This window comes from Algoriphagus sp. CAU 1675 (assembly GCF_029222925.1).
Lineage (GTDB): Bacteria > Bacteroidota > Bacteroidia > Cytophagales > Cyclobacteriaceae > Algoriphagus.
Genome location: NZ_JARHUI010000001.1, coordinates 708,923 through 728,108 on the forward strand (window position 1 = coordinate 708,923; position 19,186 = coordinate 728,108).

General features: G+C 44.0%; 18 protein-coding genes. 11 read left to right on the plus strand and 7 right to left on the minus strand.

Annotation, left to right across the window (positions count from 1 at the left end; all coding sequences use genetic code 11):
• Nucleotides 1–2: 2 nt before the first annotated feature.
• Nucleotides 3–713 (minus strand): SAM-dependent methyltransferase, encoded by a 711-nt coding sequence (locus P2G54_RS03080; protein ID WP_275868066.1) that lies wholly within the window; start codon nucleotides 711–713, stop codon nucleotides 3–5.
• An 87-nt stretch (nucleotides 714–800) separates the two neighbouring features.
• Here P2G54_RS03080 and P2G54_RS03085 point away from each other — a divergent pair, with 87 nt between their 5' ends.
• Nucleotides 801–2,135 carry an amidohydrolase family protein gene (locus P2G54_RS03085; RefSeq protein WP_275868068.1) on the plus strand — a complete coding sequence of 445 codons (1,335 nt, stop codon included), beginning with the start codon at nucleotides 801–803 and terminating at the stop codon, nucleotides 2,133–2,135.
• A 65-nt stretch (nucleotides 2,136–2,200) separates the two neighbouring features.
• Here P2G54_RS03085 and P2G54_RS03090 read toward each other — a convergent pair whose 3' ends face one another.
• Together P2G54_RS03090 and P2G54_RS03095 are read right to left on the minus strand one after the other, a co-directional pair.
• Nucleotides 2,201–2,959 carry an alpha/beta fold hydrolase gene (locus tag P2G54_RS03090; protein ID WP_275868070.1) on the minus strand — a complete coding sequence of 253 codons (759 nt, stop codon included), beginning with the start codon at nucleotides 2,957–2,959 and terminating at the stop codon, nucleotides 2,201–2,203.
• A gap of 111 nt (nucleotides 2,960–3,070) precedes the next feature.
• A complete protein-coding gene (locus P2G54_RS03095; RefSeq protein ID WP_275868072.1) occupies nucleotides 3,071–3,787 on the minus strand; it encodes a pyridoxine 5'-phosphate synthase in 717 nt (238 codons plus the stop codon).
• A gap of 57 nt (nucleotides 3,788–3,844) precedes the next feature.
• On the opposite strand from P2G54_RS03095, the gene P2G54_RS03100 reads away from it, so the two are divergent.
• The 3 genes from P2G54_RS03100 to P2G54_RS03110 are packed head-to-tail and all read left to right on the plus strand — an operon-like array spanning nucleotide 3,845 to nucleotide 5,472.
• Nucleotides 3,845–4,297, plus strand: coding sequence for a GatB/YqeY domain-containing protein (locus P2G54_RS03100; protein WP_275868075.1), 453 nt, complete (start codon nucleotides 3,845–3,847; stop codon nucleotides 4,295–4,297).
• 1 nt (nucleotide 4,298) lies between these two features.
• The gene (locus tag P2G54_RS03105) at nucleotides 4,299–4,847 is read left to right on the plus strand and encodes a CvpA family protein (RefSeq protein WP_275868077.1); all 549 of its coding nucleotides are present in this window, start codon (nucleotides 4,299–4,301) and stop codon (nucleotides 4,845–4,847) included.
• On the plus strand, nucleotides 4,831–5,472 hold the full coding sequence (locus tag P2G54_RS03110; protein ID WP_275868079.1) for an aminodeoxychorismate/anthranilate synthase component II: 642 nt from the start codon (nucleotides 4,831–4,833) through the stop codon (nucleotides 5,470–5,472). Before P2G54_RS03105 ends, P2G54_RS03110 begins: the two co-directional genes overlap by 17 nt.
• On the opposite strand, the gene P2G54_RS03115 is transcribed toward P2G54_RS03110, so the two are convergent.
• The 4 genes from P2G54_RS03115 to P2G54_RS03130 form a co-directional block, all read right to left on the minus strand.
• Nucleotides 5,420–6,073: an outer membrane lipoprotein carrier protein LolA gene (locus P2G54_RS03115; RefSeq protein ID WP_275868081.1), complete on the minus strand. Its 654-nt coding sequence runs from the start codon at nucleotides 6,071–6,073 to the stop codon at nucleotides 5,420–5,422. The genes P2G54_RS03110 and P2G54_RS03115 overlap by 53 nt on opposite strands.
• 32 nt (nucleotides 6,074–6,105) lie before the next feature.
• The gene (locus P2G54_RS03120) at nucleotides 6,106–8,577 is read right to left on the minus strand and encodes a DNA translocase FtsK (protein ID WP_275868083.1); all 2,472 of its coding nucleotides are present in this window, start codon (nucleotides 8,575–8,577) and stop codon (nucleotides 6,106–6,108) included.
• A gap of 54 nt (nucleotides 8,578–8,631) precedes the next feature.
• The gene (locus P2G54_RS03125) at nucleotides 8,632–9,672 is read right to left on the minus strand and encodes a quinone-dependent dihydroorotate dehydrogenase (protein WP_275868086.1); all 1,041 of its coding nucleotides are present in this window, start codon (nucleotides 9,670–9,672) and stop codon (nucleotides 8,632–8,634) included.
• A gap of 66 nt (nucleotides 9,673–9,738) precedes the next feature.
• Nucleotides 9,739–10,713, minus strand: coding sequence for a YpdA family putative bacillithiol disulfide reductase (locus P2G54_RS03130; RefSeq protein ID WP_275868088.1), 975 nt, complete (start codon nucleotides 10,711–10,713; stop codon nucleotides 9,739–9,741).
• 325 nt (nucleotides 10,714–11,038) lie between these two features.
• Between P2G54_RS03130 and P2G54_RS03135 the strand changes: the two genes are divergently transcribed.
• From P2G54_RS03135 to P2G54_RS03165, 7 genes are all read left to right on the plus strand, one after another.
• Entirely contained in the window at nucleotides 11,039–11,407 is a 369-nt protein-coding gene (locus P2G54_RS03135) for a BlaI/MecI/CopY family transcriptional regulator (RefSeq protein ID WP_275868090.1), read from the plus strand.
• 2 nt (nucleotides 11,408–11,409) lie between these two features.
• Complete coding sequence (locus P2G54_RS03140) at nucleotides 11,410–13,437, plus strand: M56 family metallopeptidase (protein ID WP_275868092.1); 2,028 nt, start codon at nucleotides 11,410–11,412, stop codon at nucleotides 13,435–13,437.
• A 448-nt stretch (nucleotides 13,438–13,885) separates the two neighbouring features.
• Nucleotides 13,886–14,320 carry a division/cell wall cluster transcriptional repressor MraZ gene (mraZ, locus tag P2G54_RS03145; protein ID WP_275868095.1) on the plus strand — a complete coding sequence of 145 codons (435 nt, stop codon included), beginning with the start codon at nucleotides 13,886–13,888 and terminating at the stop codon, nucleotides 14,318–14,320.
• A gap of 4 nt (nucleotides 14,321–14,324) precedes the next feature.
• Nucleotides 14,325–15,236 (plus strand): 16S rRNA (cytosine(1402)-N(4))-methyltransferase RsmH, encoded by a 912-nt coding sequence (gene rsmH / locus P2G54_RS03150; protein ID WP_275868097.1) that lies wholly within the window; start codon nucleotides 14,325–14,327, stop codon nucleotides 15,234–15,236.
• Nucleotides 15,233–15,613 (plus strand): FtsL-like putative cell division protein, encoded by a 381-nt coding sequence (locus P2G54_RS03155; RefSeq protein ID WP_275868100.1) that lies wholly within the window; start codon nucleotides 15,233–15,235, stop codon nucleotides 15,611–15,613. Before rsmH ends, P2G54_RS03155 begins: the two co-directional genes overlap by 4 nt.
• Nucleotides 15,613–17,721 carry a penicillin-binding protein gene (locus P2G54_RS03160; RefSeq protein ID WP_275868102.1) on the plus strand — a complete coding sequence of 703 codons (2,109 nt, stop codon included), beginning with the start codon at nucleotides 15,613–15,615 and terminating at the stop codon, nucleotides 17,719–17,721. Before P2G54_RS03155 ends, P2G54_RS03160 begins: the two co-directional genes overlap by 1 nt.
• Nucleotides 17,722–19,185: a UDP-N-acetylmuramoyl-L-alanyl-D-glutamate--2,6-diaminopimelate ligase gene (locus P2G54_RS03165; protein WP_275868105.1), complete on the plus strand. Its 1,464-nt coding sequence runs from the start codon at nucleotides 17,722–17,724 to the stop codon at nucleotides 19,183–19,185.
• Nucleotide 19,186 lies beyond the last annotated feature (1 nt).

Below are 19,186 nucleotides of genomic sequence, written 5' to 3' on the forward strand. Positions count from 1 at the left end.
GATTAGAAACTTTGAAGGATGAAAACGGTTGGGATCTTATGAAGGTCAATAGGGAATTTTTTCCATTCGGAAACAGGCTTGGTTAGAATCAACTCATCTGCTGCAGTTAAATTTTTGGCAATGCAGAGTTTGGTCTGAGGGGACAGGATCTGAAGCAAATCCTGGAGCAGGCGATTGTTTCGGAATGGAGTTTCCATAAACATCTGGGCCCTTTTTTCCTTCAGGGATTCCGATTCCAGCTTTCTTAAGGCCAGCGCACGTTCTTTTTTATCAATCGGTAAGTAGCCGTGAAAAGCAAATGACTGGCCTGAAAAACCAGATCCCATCAACGCCAAAAACATGGAACTTGGCCCGGAAAGGGGGACTACCTGAATGCCTTTTTGATGGGCATAGGCAACAGCAAGGGCTCCCGGGTCGGCAATTCCCGGACAGCCGGCCTCCGAAATTACTCCTACATCTGTTCCGTTTAATAAGGGCTGCATCATTTTGGCTACAGCCTCAGATGAGGTGGATTTGTCCAAAATATCCATCTGTACTTCTTCCAGATTTACTCCCAGTTTCAGACTGGAAATATAGCGTCTTGCCGTTCGGGCATTTTCAACCAGATAAACTTTGGTATTGCTGATGACTTCTTTGACTTGTGGAGAAATGACAGACAGTGCAGTGTTTTCTGCAAGGACGTTGGGAATGAGGAAGAGTTTTCCTTTAGGCATCTTAAAAGCTTGTTGGTGTACGAAAGTTAAAATTTAAAGGCCAAAATCATTAACTTTTGATGCTTTATCACTCTCTTAATTCTAATTATGAAAATCAAGTCATTGCCCCTGATGGTGTTTTTGATTAGCACCCAGGTCGCATTTTCCCAGCAAATGAAGGCCTTGGTTGGAGGTACCTTAATTGATGGATTTGGAGGAACTCCCATCCAGAATTCCGTTATCCTGATCGAAGGGGAACGAATAAAAGCTATTGGCCAGGTTGGAAGTTTGGAAATCCCGGACGGAGCAGAGCTAATTTCTACCGAAGGCATGAGCGTGATGCCGGGACTTTGGGATATGCATGTACACTTAATGCTGAATGGGCACAGTGATTATACCCACTGGGACAGTACTTATATAGATATGCTCGAGTCCGTAATCATGCCCTCTTCAGCGCATCAGTTGCTGATGGCTGGAGTGACCAGCGCGAGAGATTTGGGAGCACCGTTGGAAGCAAGCATCAATGTTCGGGACAAAATCAACAGTGGAGAAATACCTGGTCCTACCATTTATGTTTCCGGGCCCTTTATCCAGAAAGCACCTTATCCTAATACAGAAGCCTTCCGTTGGGGAGTAAATGGAGCCGCAGATGCCCGCGCAAAAGTCAAAAAGCTAGCAGATGCAGGAGTGGATGTGATCAAATTGATTGATCAGGATCAGATGACCCTGGAAGAAGCTAAGGCTGTAGTGGATGAGGCTCATAAGTATGGACTTCTTGTGGTAGGACATTCCCACCGCCCTGATGAAATCCGAGTAGGGATTGAAATCGGTGTGGATAATTTTGAACATACAGGATTGAGTTCAGCACCGGAATACCCGGAGGACATTATGCTCATGTTGAAAGAAAGAGCTGCGAAAATGAACTTGGGTCCGCTATTCTGGACACCAACGGTGGAGGGACTTTACAACTATGAATATGTTAGGGACAATCCGGAGAAATTGGACGATCCTAGTTGGCATTTGGGGCTTCCTGATTCAATCGTGAGGGATATCAAAGCCTCTCTTCGCTTTCCTGGAAGGATGTCCTATTTCCAATTGACCCCTGTGAGGAAACCAACCCTAGACCGAAAATTTGCTCAGCTCAAAGAAAGTGGAGTCGTGATGCTGATTGGGACCGATAGTGGTATCCCAATGAAGTTTCACAGTCAAAGTACCTGGAATGAGCTGGATGTTTGGGTGAACCATTTTGGAATGGACCCTCTTTTGACAATCAAGGCTGCAACCTACTGGCCAGCCGTAGCGATGAAGGTGGATAAAGATTACGGGACCATTTCCGAAGGAAAATATGCCGATATCATTGCAGTCAGAGGAGATGTGCTGCGCTATATCAACCTATTGCAGGATGTCGATATGGTGATCAAACACGGGAAGCAGGTGAAGTAGGCAGTCTGTAAATGGCAGCAAAATCAAAGGGGAGAAATCTATTGTGATTTCTCCCCTTTGATCGTTTAGCCCAAAAATCGTCTCATTTCCTGTACTACGGCATGTGGCTGTTCGGCATGCAGCCAATGCCCGGCATTCTGTACAAATTCCAGCTCATAATTGGGGAAATGTTCCAGTATATCCGGAAGGTCTTTTTGTTGGATGTAAGTAGAATTGGCACCGGCAAGGAAAAGGGTAGGACCTGGATACACGGACCCCTCTGCCAATTCTTCCCCTACGTTTTCTATGTTCTGAGTAATTACAGGCAGATTGATTTTCCATGCAAAACCATTACTGTCCCTGGTAAGGCTTTTCAGTAAAAATTGACGAATTCCTAGAATGGAAATGTATTTGGCTAATTGATCGTCGGCCTCTTTTCGAGACTGAATAGTTTTCAAATCGAGGGAATTCAATCCTTCCAAAATCGTTTGGTGGTGGACTGGGTAATATCTGGGAGCTATATCTGCGACGATTAGTTTTTCGACCCGCTCAGGATACTGAGTAGCAAAGTTCATCACTGTTTTTCCCCCCATTGAATGGCCCATCAGGAATACTTTTTCCAAGCCTTCTTCGTCCAAAAGTTCCCGTAAATCTTCAACCATCACCTTATAATTCCACTCATCTGAATGAGGAGAATCCCCGTGATTTCTTTGATCGACTAAATAGAGAGTATATTCATTTTCAAGTTCACGGGCAATGCTAAACCAGTTATCAGCAGAGCCGAAAAGGCCATGAAGGATAACCAGAGGCGGGCCAGTACCGGATTTTTTAAAGTTTAATTTCATAGTATTTTTTTTGTCCACAGTCCACAGGCCAGATGTGACAGCCATTTTTGGAACGAATTGATGATTTAGTATTCCCCGACTTTCAAATTTTAAAATCTTTCAATTTTCAATTCAAATTTCCAACTGCCTTCTATACATCTGAATCGTGTTTTCCAAGCCGTAATATAAGGCATCACAGACCAGGGCATGGCCGATGGAAACCTCATCCAAATAAGGGATGTTTTTCTTCAGAAAGGCCAAATTGTGAAGATCTAGGTCATGACCTGCATTGAGCCCCAAGCCTAATTCCTGGGCTAGTTGAGCTACTTCCACATAAGGTTTTACGGCTTTCTCTCTGTCTTCATGGTAATGTGAGGCATAAGGTTCAGTATAGAGCTCTACTCGGTCCGTACCGGTCAACTTTGCAGGTTCGAAGTATTTTGCCTCAGGATTGATAAATATTGAAACACGTGTTCCGATTTCCTTGAGTTCTGCTACGATGTCCCGAAGCATAAATTGATTTTCGATGGTGTCCCATCCGGTATTGGAGGTGATTGCATCGGGTGGATCCGGTACAAGGGTTGCTTGGGCGGGTTTCACTTCCCGAATCAGCTGCATATAGCGCGCGTCAGGATAGCCTTCAATGTTAAATTCAGTCGTAACCACCTTTGCCAGATCCAACACATCCTGATACCGGATGTGGCGTTCGTCCGGTCTGGGGTGAACCGTAATTCCCTGTGCCCCAAATCGTTCACAGTCCAAGGCGACCTTGACAACATCGGGGTTATTGCCTCCTCTGGCATTGCGAAGTGTGGCAATCTTGTTAATATTTACACTTAATTTGGTCATATACAGGTCGAAAAGGTATTTTTGTCTGATATAAGAATTAACACAAACTTAGGACTAATGAGTTTAAAGCAGAAGATAGAAAGTGAAATAAAATCGGCAATGATCGCAAAGGACAAAACAAGATTGAGTGCTTTGCGTGCCATCAAGTCCCTGATTTTATTGGAAGAAACCAAAGAAGGGGCAAAAGCAGAAATCAGTGCTGATGATGAATTGAAGCTTCTAACCAAGGCTGCCAAACAGCGAAAGGACTCCGCTGATATTTATGAGCAACAAGGAAGAGCTGACCTGTATGAAGTGGAAATGGCAGAGCTGAAGATTATTCAGGAATTCTTGCCAAAGGCCTTGAGTGAGGAAGAACTTGTGGAGGCTGTTAAGGCTATTATCGCCGAAACAGGAGCTTCCGGTCCAAAAGATATGGGGAAAGTAATGGGTGTTGCCAGTAAAAAACTTGCCGGAAAAGCAGATGGCAAAGCGATTGCTGATCATGTCAAAGCCTTATTGAATAGCTGATTTGGACTCGCTGGTTGATATTATCATTGTAGTCGTGATGGTCTTGGGTGCCTATGAGGGATACAAGCATGGCTTCCTCTTTGGCATCCTCGGATTGGTAGGATTTGTTGTTGCTGTAGTCTTGGGATTTTATTTCATGGACCCAATGGCCGATTGGTTGGGTGAAAACGTTCAGGATTTCAATCTTACCTATCCGATCGTCGCATTTCTGATTATATTTTTTTTGAGCCTGATTATCATTCGTGTGGCAGCCTGGATCCTCAAAAAGCTCATGGATTTAACCATTTTAGGAACCTTTGATTCTTTTGCGGGTATCCTATTGGGTGTGGTGAAATCAGCTTTTTTCATCAGCTTGTTTCTATGGCTTACCCAGGAATTTGATCTGGATCTTCCTAGGGAATGGAAAAAATCCTCGGAGGTCATTCCCTTCATCGAGCCTTTGGCTCCAGCAGTAATCCAAATTCTCGAACCTATATTCCCCTCGATGGAAGCCACACAGGAAAAACTGGAAGACCTGGTTGAAAAGCTGAAGGATGTTACTTCTGATTGATAATTTTGATTCCTTCAGCTACATGTTGGCTGATTTGATCCGTCAAAGCGGGCAGGAATTAGTAGTACTTAGAAATGATGTTTCACCAGAGGAATTGGCTGAAATTCCATTCAAGGGTTTGATCCTTTCACCTGGACCGGGTAAGCCCTCAGAAGCAGGCAATCTCATGCAGATTTTGAAAGATTGGCATGACAAAGTCCCGGTGCTTGGGGTCTGTCTGGGTCATCAGGCTATAGGAGGATTTTTTGGTGCCGATTTGGTGAAAAATACCGTCCCAGTCCATGGCAAAGTCCACAAAGTAAGTAAAAACAGAAGAGACCGGTTTACGGATTTGTTGCCCAAGGAGTTTAATGTGACTCGCTACCATTCCCTTCAATTGGCCAATTTGCCGGGATGTTTGGATTGTATCCTTGAAACAGAGTGCGGGGAAATCATGGGCATTTCCCACAAAACCTTACCTATTTTGGGTGTGCAGTATCACCCTGAGGCATTGCTGACAGAGTTTGGTTTGGAATTGATAAAGAATTGGATTTGGGCTTCTGGTTTGGTGGATTTGAATTCCTTAGAACTGCTCAACGCAGATCAATCACCTCAATACCAGGATATTTTTTCAAATCAAAAATAAAGTAATTGGAGGCCAAGTTGGCATTGGAATTCAAATTTCTAAAGGTGTAAGAAAACATTCCTCCCTGTCCGTCAAACATCTCCCATCCCAGTAAATCCTTGGTGTTTTTGTCAATCATTAATTTGACCCGTTCGAACGGACGATTGGATTCGGTGGAAATGAGCTCTACAACCTGGACGGTTTTGCCCTGGTATTGTTTTTCACCCTCCAGCTTGTAATCAAATCCGGATTCATACATCCTGTAAATATTGGAGGGAGTCAATTCCCCTTCCATTTGAGAGACATCATTGATGGTGACTTCCTTATAGCCATCTGATTGGATAAAGGTCCAGACAGTTTTGCCATCATTATAGATTTCCTGTTCGGGAAGTTTGAGCCTGTATTGCTCTCCTTTTACTGCAATGTCACCGGATTGCCGGTCACTGGCTCCCACTTCATCCTGATAAGTGAAGTCGAAACTGGCAGTGAAGCCGTTCATACTTTTGAACTTTTGACTCATGGCGTCCAAGACGGTTTTTGCCTTGGGGTCTTTTTGGGCTGAAGCACTCAAAATCAAAATGAAGTTGAGCAATAAAGTAAAAAACAGGGTGTTTTTATTCATGATTTGGACCGTGAAACTTGTAAAATGGTCTTTTACAAACTATTCAATAACTGTTCCAAACTGGCCTCGTCCTGAATGAGAACTTCTCTGGCTTTGGAGCCTTCAAATGGACCGACGATTCCAGCAGCTTCCAGTTGATCCACAATCCGACCAGCCCTGTTGTAGCCCAGTTTCAATTTGCGCTGAATCAAGGAGGTACTGCCTTGCTGATGCATTACGATCAAACGGGCGGCATCGTCAAAAAGAGGGTCTCGGTCAGATAAATCCACATCACCAATGGAGCCTTCCCCTTCTTCTCCCTCATATTCAGGCAGCAGATAGGCATCAGAATAACCTTTTTGCTCGCCGATCCAATCACAGATTGCATCGACCTCAGGGGTATCCAAGAAGGCACATTGTAGACGGATCATTTCTGAACCTTGGGAAAGCAGCATATCTCCCATTCCGATCAATTGGTCAGCTCCACCTGCGTCCAAGATGGTTCTGGAGTCAATTTTTGAAGTTACACGGAAAGAAAGACGGGCAGGGAAATTGGCCTTGATTATACCGGTGATGACGTTCACAGAAGGTCTTTGGGTCGCTACTACCAGGTGAATACCAATCGCACGGGCGAGTTGTGCAAGTCTCGCAATAGGCCCTTCAATTTCCTTGCCTGCGGTCATCATCAAATCCGCCAATTCGTCTATGACCAAAACAATGTATGGCATGAAATAATGGCCCTTTTCAGGATTGAGCTTGCGGGCAATGAATTTTGCGTTGTATTCTTTCAGATTTCTACAACCTGCATCCTTCAGTAAATTGTATCGGTTGTCCATTTCGATACAAAGGGAATTGAGGGTATAGATCACCTTTTTGGTATCGGTGATGATGGCTTCCTCCGAACCCGGAAGTTTTGCCAAAAAGTGCCTCTCAATCTTATTGAACAAGGTCAATTCCACCTTCTTGGGATCGACCAATACAAACTTGAGCTGAGAAGGATGCTTTTTATAAACCAGGGAGGCCAAAATCATATTCAGACCAACGGATTTACCCTGCCCTGTAGCACCGGCCATCAGCAGGTGAGGCATTTTTGCGAGATCAGCAACAAATACCTCATTGGAAATAGTTTTACCTAAGGCAACTGGAAGGTCTTTATCGGAGCGCATGAATTTTTCCGTTCCGATTACTGCCCGTGCAGGAACCAATTCCCGGTTTTTATTAGGTACCTCAATACCAATTGTGCCTTTTCCTGGGATAGGAGCAATGATTCTGATGCCAAGAGCAGCCAAACTTAGGGCAATATCATCTTCCAGGTTTTTGATTTTGGAAATCTTGATGCCTGCCATGGGTACGATTTCATAAAGGGTAACAGTTGGGCCGATCGTGGCTTTGATCTCCTGTATTCCTATTTTGAAATTTTCGAGGGTCTCTACAATCTTGTTTTTGTTTTCTTCAAGCTCCTGTCGGGTTACCGTGACTTTCTGTAAATCATATTCATTTAACAAGTCAAGGGTAGGATACTTGTAGTTGGGCAGGTCAAGAGTCGGGTCATAAGGGTCCAGGTTTTCAACCTCTACGGCGGTTTTTTCCTCACCCTCGGGCTTGCTCACTGAGAAATTTTTCTCTTCAATAAGAATGGGTTCCTCCTCCGTGATTTCATCCAGAATATTTACCTGAGGGACATCAAAAAGGTCGTCTTCTAATTCCTCCTTGGTATCATCGGATTCCTCATCGGGATTTTCGGAAACAATCCAGCTGCTGCCGTCATCCTCAAATCCTTCCTCGTCCTCGTCTAAATCAAATGGGTTGTCGACCTTGCTTTCTTCAGTAATTTCCGCTGAGGCCGGAGATAGGGTGTCGTCTTCGATTTCGCTGGCTTTTACACTGAACCAATCGAGTTTGTCAATATCGAAAAAGAAGATTACGAAAATCAATAGGGCTCCACCGATTAGGATGAAGGTCCCCCATCCCAGAAAATCTGCCGAAAGCTTGGCCAGCTCAAAGCCAAATCCCCCGGACAAAAAGCTCCAGTAAGAATATCCCTGAACAAGAATGACTATATAGCCTGTCAGAAGGCCAAGCCAGAAGGTGAAAAAGAGGGCAAAGCTACTGTAACGGGTCAGTGACACAATTGAAAACTTAAAAGCCCATCTGAATCCAAGAATAAACAGGAAAGGAGGGACGAGGAAAGCCGCAATTCCGAACCAGCGATAAATCAGCCAATGCGCTGCCTGTGCTCCCAAATATCCCAGCCAGTTTTTTGATTCCCGGGCAGTTTCCCGGAGTTCTTCAGAGGGATTGTTCATGACCAAGCTTTGGTCAGAGGTCCCGTTGAAGAGATAGCTCAAAAATGCGATAAAAAGGAAAATACCACCGGACATGAGAAGGATTCCAAAAGTCATGGTGAGCTTTGAGCTTTTCAGACTTTGGAATGAAAATTTGGGGCCTTTAAATCCGGAAGGCTGTTTTTTTGAATTTTCTCCTTTTTTGCGAAAAGTATTTGTTTTGGGTGAATTGGTGGCCATGGAATCGATTTGTATCCGATTTTAAGTTAAGGCTTTGCTTCGAAGATTGGCAAATTACCTGGAAAAATAAGTCAATAGTCCTTTTTTGATTTTTTTGATTAGGCCAGGTCCCTCATAAATCATGCCTGAGTATACCTGAACCAAACTGGCTCCGGCTTCAAGTTTTTCAATGGCATCTTCTGCCGAAAAAATTCCTCCTACTCCAATGATTGGGAAGGCTCCATTCGATTTCTGATGCAAATATCGGATTACCTCGGTGCTTCTTTTTCCCAATACTTTTCCGCTGACTCCTCCGGCTCCAATGGCTTCCACTTCTTGGGATGGGGTTTTCAGCTGGGAGCGGTCTATGGTGGTATTGGTTGCAATCACTCCGTCTATTTTTGTCTCCTGTACGATTTCCACGATATCGTCCAATTGGCCTTCGGTCAGATCGGGTGCGATTTTTAACAGGATCGGCTTTGGTTTTTCTTTGCTGTCATTGGCTTTTTTTACAGCCTGTAGGAGCTGCTTGAGGGGCTCCTTTTCCTGCAAATCCCTAAGATTTGGGGTGTTGGGTGAACTGACATTGACTACAAAATAATCCACATAGTCATGCAAAGCCTCCAAACAGAAGAGATAGTCATCCACCGCATTTTCATTCGGAGTGACTTTGTTCTTCCCGATGTTTCCTCCCACGATCACATCAGATTTTCTCTTCTTCAGACGCTCCACCGCTTCAAGTACACCTCCGTTGTTGAATCCCATCCGGTTGATCAGCGCTTCATCTTGGGGAAGTCTGAATAGGCGCGGCTGGGGATTTCCATCCTGAGGCTTAGGAGTAAGGGTCCCAATCTCAATAAAACCAAATCCAAGTTTGGCCATTTCATCGATCAACTTGGCGTCTTTATCAAAGCCAGCGGCCAAACCAACCGGGTTTTTGAATTTTAATCCGAAAACCTCACGCTCCAATTTCGGGTCCTCAAAAGAATAGACGGATTTGATGATGGAGCCAACAATTGGAAAGTTGAAGGCGAATTTGGTAAGGTCAAAGGTGAAATGGTGAGCGCTTTCCGGGTTTTTGGTGAAAAGGAAAGGCTTGATAAGGGATTTGTACACGGATGGGGAGGATTTGTTTTCAGCGTTCAAAGTTAAGCAATGGCAAAGTTTTAAAATGCCTATTTCTTAGGATTTCAATTTGTTTGCGATATCCTTCATAATTGACTCCGCATGGACGAGGCTGTTTTCAATGAAAAACTCCCTGGTATTCAGTCCTCCGCAAACCACCCCGGCAAGATAGACTCCGGGCACATTGGACTCTTGGTTTGCCTGATCGTAGCAAGGCTGGCGTTTTTCGTCTAGGCTGAGTTCTACTCCCAATTGATTCAACAATGCAAAATTGGGTTTGTATCCGGTCATGGCAAGCACCCAGTCATTGTCAATGGTAACATCTCCCTCGGGAGTACTGATGGTCACCTCATTCGGTTTAATTTCCTTGACTCTGGATCTGGTGAATGCTTTAATGGAACCTTCTTTGATTCGGTTCATGATGTCAGGTCTCACCCAGTATTTCACATTTTCATCCACTTCATCTTCAAGCAGGACCATGCTTACCTCTGCACCTTTTCTCCAAGTTTCCAATGCTGCATCCACGGCTGAGTTGGCGCCTCCAACTACCAGAACTTTCTGGGCAATAAAGGGCCAGGGTTCTTTATAATAGTGTAATACTTTTGGGAGTTCCTCCCCAGGGACATTCATAAGATTGGGTAAATCATAAAAGCCGGTAGCCAAAACGATCTTTTTGCTTCTATAAATGCCCTTTGAAGTGCTTACCTGAAAAAAGTCTCCTTTGTTTTCTAAGGTTTGAACCGCTTCGTAAAGATTTACTTTCAGTTTGAAATAGAAATAGATCCTCCGATAATACTCCAAAGCTTCGGTGCGGGTGGGCTTATTCCCAATGGACATAAAGGGGATCCCGGCCATCTCCAAACGGTCGGAAGTGGAGAAAAAAGTCATATTGACCGGGTAATTATAGATGGAATTGGTCAAGGCGCCTTTTTCCAAAATCAAATAATCCAATCCTTGTTTTTGGGCTTCCACTCCACAGGCCAGGCCGATGGGGCCTCCTCCTATGATCAGAACGTCAAATAGTTTTTCCATTGGTTTAGATAGGTGTGATGCTTTCAATCTGTAGGTAAAATTATTGAATTCTGAATCAAATCATCTTTTAAAATAGACTTATCCCTCATTGTCCGTTTCCATTATTTACTATCAATCTAGAGGGTATTTATTAAAAAAGCTTTTTCGGGGGTAGAATTTGTGAAGGATATCTTTTCTCCAAAAATCTTTGAAATCCCGCTTATTCAGATGAAAGGGGATAAAACCTTCCCTATTAACAATTTTTAATACGACAATCTTCGTATAAAGCTTTGTAATTACGATGATCTTCGTATAACTTTGTACGAAAGCTATCGTAAAACGAGCCATGAGCAAACCAACTGAAGCAGAACTTGAGATTCTTTCCCTCCTCTGGGAGATGAATGAGGCAACCGTCAGACAGATCCATGAACGTCTGTCCGAGACAAAGGAGACCGGTTATACCACTACATTAAAGATCATGCAAATCATGCATACCAAAGGGATGGTGACCCGGGACGACAAGAACCGAACGCACATTTATCGGCCCGCTACCAATCAAAAGGAAACTCAACGATCCTTGATTAAAAACCTGATGACCTCTGCATTTGGGGGATCGGCAAAATCCCTAGTGATGCAGGCCTTAGGGCAAGAAAAACCCTCTAGAGAGGAATTAGATGAGATCCGTGCATTTTTAGATCAACTCGAAGACAAATAAGCATGAACCTACTAAATGATTGGATTCCGGAAAACTTGCTGCAGGCATTGGGATGGACCCTGGTGCATTCGATTTGGCAGCTGATTCTTGTTTCAGGACTACTTTGGCTGGTGTTGAAATTATTCTCAAAAAAGAGCCCGGGCTTTAAATATTGGCTATCTACCGGAGCTTTGGCAATTGGGTTTTTGGCTTCCGTCAGCACCTTTTTCTACGAACTGTCATTACTTTCTTCCTATGAACCCGGTGTAATAATCCAAGAGGAAATCCTGGTCTTTCAAGGGGTGGGTTCTGAACCAATATTTACTGAAAATTCACTTAGCCTTCTGGTAAACTGGATTGAGCTTAGATTGCCTTTGTTGGTGAACTTCTGGTTTGTCGGGGCTATGCTCTTTTTGTTCCGTTTGTTTAATAGTCTTTCCGAAATAAGAAGCCTGAAAAAGACAAGCCAAATTTCCGAAGATCCTTCGCTCGATAAGACCCTGAATAGGTTGGCAGAGAAATTAGGGATCACCCGAAAAATCGAACTTCGGCTTACTTCCAACGGGCTTTCAGCCATCACGTTCGGATTTTTAAAACCTGTGGTTCTAATTCCGGCAGGATTGATTTTTCAGTTGAGCCAAAGTCAATTGGAAGCGATCATAGCCCATGAATTGGCTCATATCAAGCGCAACGATTATCTGATAAATATAATCCAGTCCTCTTTGGAAGTACTTTTCTTTTATCATCCTTGTTTTTGGTGGATGAGCAAAACCGTCAAAGAATTACGTGAAAATGCAGCGGATGATTTGGCTATTCGAGCCGGGGTTGAGCCCAAGGTACTGGCTTACAGCTTGGCAGAGCTGATCAATTTTGCAAAACAAAATCCTCCTGAATTAGCCCTTGCCGCGGCTAAAAGAAGAAATCCAACTTTGAATAGAATCAAAAGAATCCTGGGATTCCCTTCCCAGATATATCCACAAAACCCTATTATTTCCATACCCATGTTACTTACACTCATACTCAGTGCAGGCCTGATGGCCAGTGCACAACAGGATGCCCCGCTAATTGCGGAGGCCATTTTGCCTGAAGTTTATTTAGAAAACCCTGATTTGGGTTACCTTGAGCCAATTCAAAAGAAGGCTCCTGTCAAAGATTCATTAGTCTCCGACACCACTATCCAAGACAAGAAAGTGGTCAAAGTGGATGCTTCCAGCCCCATGATTTGGACAACAAAGGAAGGACAAACTTTTGTGCTCAGAGGAGACGGAAACAATAAGTTTGAATATCGGATCAAAGGGGACACCTTGATCTCTGGGAAGGATACACTTATCCTGAAAGGCAATTCTGCTATGGTTTTCCGGAATGGAATTGATATGGATCTCAGTACCATGCCACGGTTGGAATTGGCAGATGCACCGGAGTTTCCGGGAAATGTGGCCATTTTAGAAGCTCCTGCGATGGATTTTGAAATACCGGAATTTCCGGATATGCCTGAAATGGCCTTAGCTCCGATTATGGAAATGGATGAGTTTCCAATGGTTATGGTATTTCGAGGTGATTTCCCCGTGATCATGGATTTTCAGGATACTACCAAGATGACAGAGACTGAGCGAAAGAAGTGGAAAAAGGAGCAGGAGGAACGGGTAAAAGAATGGGCCCAACAGAATGAAAAGCGTGCAGAGGAGTGGGCTAAAGTGGCTGAGGAGCAAGCCAAAGAATGGGCTAAGAAAAGTGAAGAATGGGCGGCTCAATGGAAGGAGAATGAGGCCGAGAGAGAAGCCAAAATAGCGGCTTGGAAAAAAGACATGGAGCCTAAAATGAAGGAGTGGGAAGAGAAAATGAAGGATTGGCAAAAGGAACAAGAGCCAAAATTCCGTGAATTTGAAAAGAAAATGAAAGAATGGGAAAAGTCCCAACAGCCCAAAATCGAGGAATTCCAAAAGAAAATGGCAGAATGGCAAAAAGAGAATGCTGACAAAATGAAGGAACTCCAGGAAATGATTCAGCAAGAGCTGAAAAAGAACCAAAACGAAAAGCAGAATAACAATTAATTTGTGTGTTGATACCTTAGAAAAAGCACCGGTCATTGATCGGTGCTTTTTTGCTTCATGCATTTTGGAAGCGAACAGGCGATTTTCAAATTCCCAAGTGAAAACCTTCAATTTGATTTTAAGACATAGAGATTGGCCGGATTTTTATGGGAATTTGCCCCACTTTTTTTATGTCTTGATGGAAATCTTTTTGTTTTTGAAGGTGCTTCAGAATAAAAATGCCCTCTATTCACAGATTTAGCCATTTTTTGGGGTGTGAAAATATTGGCCTAACCGGCTGAGATTCAATAAAAAAATCCTTGAAATTTTTTTGGAAATATTGGCTTGGATCAAACTTTTGGCTACTTTTAAGATAAAGTGGGAAAAAGTGGGGCAAAGTGGTAGAATGTGAAATCTGTTTTATTACTTTTGTCTTTACTACAAACTCGTCATTTAAGAGAAGTAAGAGATGTTTAACAGTCAATACGAATGCAAGCTAGATCCTAAGGGGCGTCTGGTGTTGCCCTCCAAGATTAAAGGGGCGATACCGGAGGCGAATGGGACTACTTTGATGCTACGTATGGCCGAAGACAAATGTCTTGCGCTTTATCCGATGGTGGAGTTTAAAAAGCTTGAGAATCAGATCAAAGCCTTGTCCATCAACAATCCGGAACAGCGAATGCTGCAAAGGACATTTTTCATCACAAGTGTGGAAGTGGAACTGGACAATGCCGGTCGATTGCTGATTCCCAAGTTGTACCAGTCCTATGCAGGTTTGGAAAAAGATGTCGTGGTGGTAGGTATGGGTAGTAGAATCGAAATCTGGAATCCGGACAACTATCTCAAGAATATTATCGCTGACCCGGCGGACTTGTCAAGTCTGATGGAAAAATATCTCTCCTGAAGCTATGACTGAGTCTGTTTACCATATACCAGTGATGCTTGCCCAATGCACTGAAGGATTGGCTATTGACCCCAACGGGATCTATGTAGACCTCACCTTTGGTGGAGGAGGGCATTCGAGAGAAATTCTAAAGCATCTCGACAAAGGTCATTTGTATGGATTTGATCAGGATGAGGATGCGATGGCCAATATTCCTGATAGCGAAAATTTCACTTTTGTGCAGGCCAATTTTAGGGATTTGAAAAAATACCTGAGGCTATACGGAGTAAAAAAGGTAGATGGCATTTTGGCGGACTTGGGAATTTCTTCCCATCAGATTGATGAGCCCGGAAGGGGTTTTTCGACCCGGTTTAGTGGGGATTTGGATATGAGGATGAATCAGTCCGGAGTTTTGACTGCCAAGGAGGTTTTGAATACCTACGAAGAGACAAAGCTTCACAAGATTTTTGGAATCTACGGTGAGGTGAAAAATGCCAAAACCCTGGCTCAGGCAATAGTGGCCGAGCGTGCTGCAAAGCCTTTTGAAACAACCGAGGGTTTCACTTCCTTCCTCAAAAAGTTAGCTCCACGAGGAAAGGAATACAAATATTTCGCTCAGGTCTTTCAGGCATTGAGAATAGAAGTAAATGATGAAATCGGAGCATTGGAAGAAATGCTCCTTCAGGCAGTGGAAGTCCTGAAACCAGGTGGAAGATTGGTGGTGATGAGCTATCACAGCTTGGAGGACAGATTGGTAAAAAATCTGATCAACAAGGGGAAGTTTCAGGGAGAGCTTGAAAAAGATTTCTTCGGAAACCCAATCCGTTCCCTGGATCCGGTAAGTAGGGGGGCAATCGTGGCAGATGCCGCAGAGGTGGCTTCCAATCCAAGGGCAAGAAGCGCAAAACTCAGAGTAGCAAGTAAAAGAGAGAAATGAGCCAGAATACTTTTAGGAATAAGCTGAAGTCGGGAAACAAACCCAAATCGGGTGGAGGGAAGTCTATTTTCTCCTGGTTCGAGGAGAAGTTTGATGTGACCAAAATTCTTGGAGAGGGAGTTCCAGTGCAGTTGGTGCCTCCGGTAGGTTTTGTGGCTCTTTTGGCCTTAATCTATATATGGAGTAATCACAGGGCCGAAAACATGGTCCGAAAAATCGAAAAGGCCCAACAGGAGGTAGAAGACCTGCGAGCAGATGTAACTACACTGGAGGCGGAATACATGCTGAGCAGAATGCAGTCTGAATTGGCTAAAAAAGTTGCAGAACAAGGAATCTATGAATTGAATCAACCACCGGTGAAAATCGAGGTAGAATAGTGAATATCAAATCTTCCATAGTGCTCCGTGTCAGGGTTGCATTTATCCTGATTGCGCTGGTTGCAGCAGCGATACCGATCCGTATTGCCATAATCCAGTTCGAGGAAGGGGATAAATGGAAGGCAAAGGCAGAGACTATTAATTTCCAATACAGGGAAGTACCTGCAACCCGGGGAAATATATATGCAGCGGATGGAAGCCTTTTGGCTACCAGCTTGCCATTCTATAGGGTAGCAATAGATCCTACGATTGCTAAGCCTGAAAGATATGAGGCGGGAATCGACTCTCTTTCCAGATTGCTTTCGGGATTTTTCAAGGATAAGTCTGCCACGGCTTACAAGCGCATGATCACAGATGCCCGTAGGGACAATAAGCGCTATTTGGTACTGAACAGAAAGCAGATTGGCTATCAGGCCATGCAGGAAATGTCCAAATGGCCCATTTTCCGTGGAGGAAGATTAGGGGGAGGAGTACTGTTTGAAAAAGTAGAAAAGCGCTACAGACCATTCAATTCCCTGGCAAGCCGTACGGTTGGCTTTTTGAATGAGGATGAATATGGAGCAGGAATCGAGTACAGCTTCAACGAGTTTCTGAAAGGGCAGGACGGCAAAGCTCTTTTCCAGCGATTGGCGGGGGGGAGTTGGAAACCGGTATTTGACGCTGAAGATGTCAAGCCGGAAGACGGTTACGATGTGGTGACCACCTTGGATGTAAATATTCAGGATGTCGCGGAAACTGCCCTGCTTCGCCAGTTGATAGACAGAAACGCTGATTTCGGTTCGGTGATCGTCATGGAGGTAAAAACCGGGCAGATCAAAGCCATTGCCAATCTCCAGAAAAACAAAAGTGGAAACACTTATGGGGAAAACTACAATTACGCCATCGGTGATCAGGGCAATACAGAACCTGGGTCCACTTTCAAATTGCTTTCCATGCTGGCGCTTTTGGAAGAGAATAAGGTGAGCTTGAACGATCAAGTGGAAACCGGAAATGGAGCTTTTAGATTTCATGACCGGATTATGAGAGACGCCAAGAATGGGGGTTATGGCACCATCACTGTTCAGGAGGCATTTGAAAAATCCTCCAACGTAGCAATCTCCAAATTGGTGGAAGAAAATTTCGGTGCTAGTCCATCCAAGTTCATGGCTTATGTAGAAAAAGCAGGTCTTTCCAAGCCTTTTGGGTTCCAACTGGCAGGGGAGGGAAAGCCATATTTCAAAAAGCCCGGTGAGAAAAACTGGTATGGGACATCTCTCCCATGGATTTCCATTGGCTATGAAATCAAACTCAATCCATTGCACACGTTGGCTTTGTACAATGCCGTGGCAAATGATGGGAAAATGGTAAAACCTCACATCATTCAAGCGATTGTGAAGGGGAATGAAATTCATCAGCGATTTGAAACCGAGGTCATCAAGAGTAGCATTGCCTCCGACAAAACCATTGAGCAGCTTCAGAAATTGCTCGAAGGGGTGGTGGAAAATGGAACTGCCAAAAATATTGCAAATGCAGATTACAAAATCGCCGGAAAAACTGGTACTGCACAAAAGCTAATTGATGGCAGGTATACCCAAAAGTATTACACCAGTTTTGCAGGCTACTTCCCTGCAGATCGTCCTAAGTATTCCATGATAGTGGTCATTGACAACCCAAGCGGCTTTGCTGCTTATGGGGGAGATGTGTCAGCCCCGGTTTTCAAAGAGATCGCAGACCGTATTTATGCATTGGATATCGAATTGAATCCAAGTAATCAGTCACAGATTTTGAAGGCTGAGGCCTCCAAATCTTCTCTTCCCTATGTCAAGGCCGGGAAGGCAGAAGATATCCATTTGATATTGGAAAAGTTGGGTGTAAAAGCCAGTCCGTCCCAATCCGAAGAGTGGGTAAAAGTGTTGGCCAATGAAAGCAGTGTACAACTTCATGGAAATGATACTGACAAAGCGGTGGTGCCGGACGTGTCTGGTTTGCCCCTCAGGGATGCATTGTTCATCCTGGAGAATAAAGGAATCAAAGTGAATTACAGCGGAAAAGGTCTGGTTCGGCAGCAGTCCATCAATCCAGGGACAAACCTTTCCCCAAATACAGTGATCAATCTGGTACTAGGATAAATGAAAGTGCTCAAGGACATATTATATAAGGTATCACTTACTTCTACCACCGGAGATATGGAGGTAGGCTTGAAGGATATTGTTTTTGATAGCAGAAAGGTGCAGGGGGGAAGTGTCTTTGTAGCCATTTCTGGTACCCAGGTAGATGGTCATGAATACATCGAGTCAGCCATTAATAAAGGTGCTGTTGCAATCGTAGCTGAGCGTTTACCGGAAAACTTCCAAGAAGGAGTCACTTATGTACAGGTGGTGGATTCGGCCAAAGCCTTGGGAATCATGGCTGCAAACTTTTATGGAAATCCATCTCATCATATCAAAGTAGTAGCTGTCACTGGAACCAATGGAAAAACCACCACGGTCACTTTGTTGCATCAGCTATTTCAGGCCATGGGCTATAGTGTAGGGTTGCTTTCAACTGTTGAGAATAAAATCAACGAGGAAGTAATTCCTGCTACTCATACCACTCCGGACGCTGTGAGTGTTCAGGCATTGCTCAGAAAAATGGTGGATACGGGTTGTACCCATTGTTTCATGGAGGCAAGCTCCCATGCCATTGTGCAAGAGAGAATTGCCGGATTGAAGCTTTCCGGTGCAGTGTTTACCAATATTACCCACGATCATTTGGATTATCATCAGACTTTTGATTTGTACATCAAGGCCAAGAAAAAATTGTTTGATGAGCTTCCAAAAGATGCGTTTGCCTTGGTTAATGCAGATGATAAGCGTGGGTCGGTCATGTTGCAAAACTGTCCTGCTACCCATCAGACCTATGCTTTGAAGTCTCCAGCTGATTTCAAGGCAAGGATTATATCCAATACCCTGGAAGGTCTGGAATTGGATATTAATTCCAAGCAGATCTGGTTCCGAATGATCGGTGCTTTTAATGCCTACAATTTGTTGGCGGTTTTGGGTACGGCTGTACTCCTGGGAGAAGATGAGGATGAAGTATTGAGAGAGTTGTCCGGAATCAAAGGAGCCAAGGGGAGATTCGACCGGATTTTTGTGGGAGGAATAACTGCAATCGTAGATTATGCCCATACACCCGATGCATTGGACAATGTGCTTAAAACCATCAATGGGGTTCGCACCGGAGGAGAGCAATTGATCACAGTGGTAGGCTGTGGTGGAAACAGAGACAAAACCAAACGTCCCGTGATGGCTAAAATCGCGGTTCAGGAAAGTGACAAAGCTATCCTCACCTCTGATAACCCAAGGTTTGAAGATCCTATGGAAATCCTGAAGGATATGCAGGCTGGTGTAGGTGCATCAGAAATTAGAAAGACATTGACGATTGTGGATAGAAGAGAGGCGATCAAGACTGCCTGCATGCTTTCACAAAAAGGAGACATCATTCTTATAGCAGGAAAGGGGCATGAGGATTACCAGGAGATCCAAGGAGTAAAGCATCATTTTGATGATGCAGAAGTAGTAACAGAATTATTAACCCAATTGACAGGAAACTGAT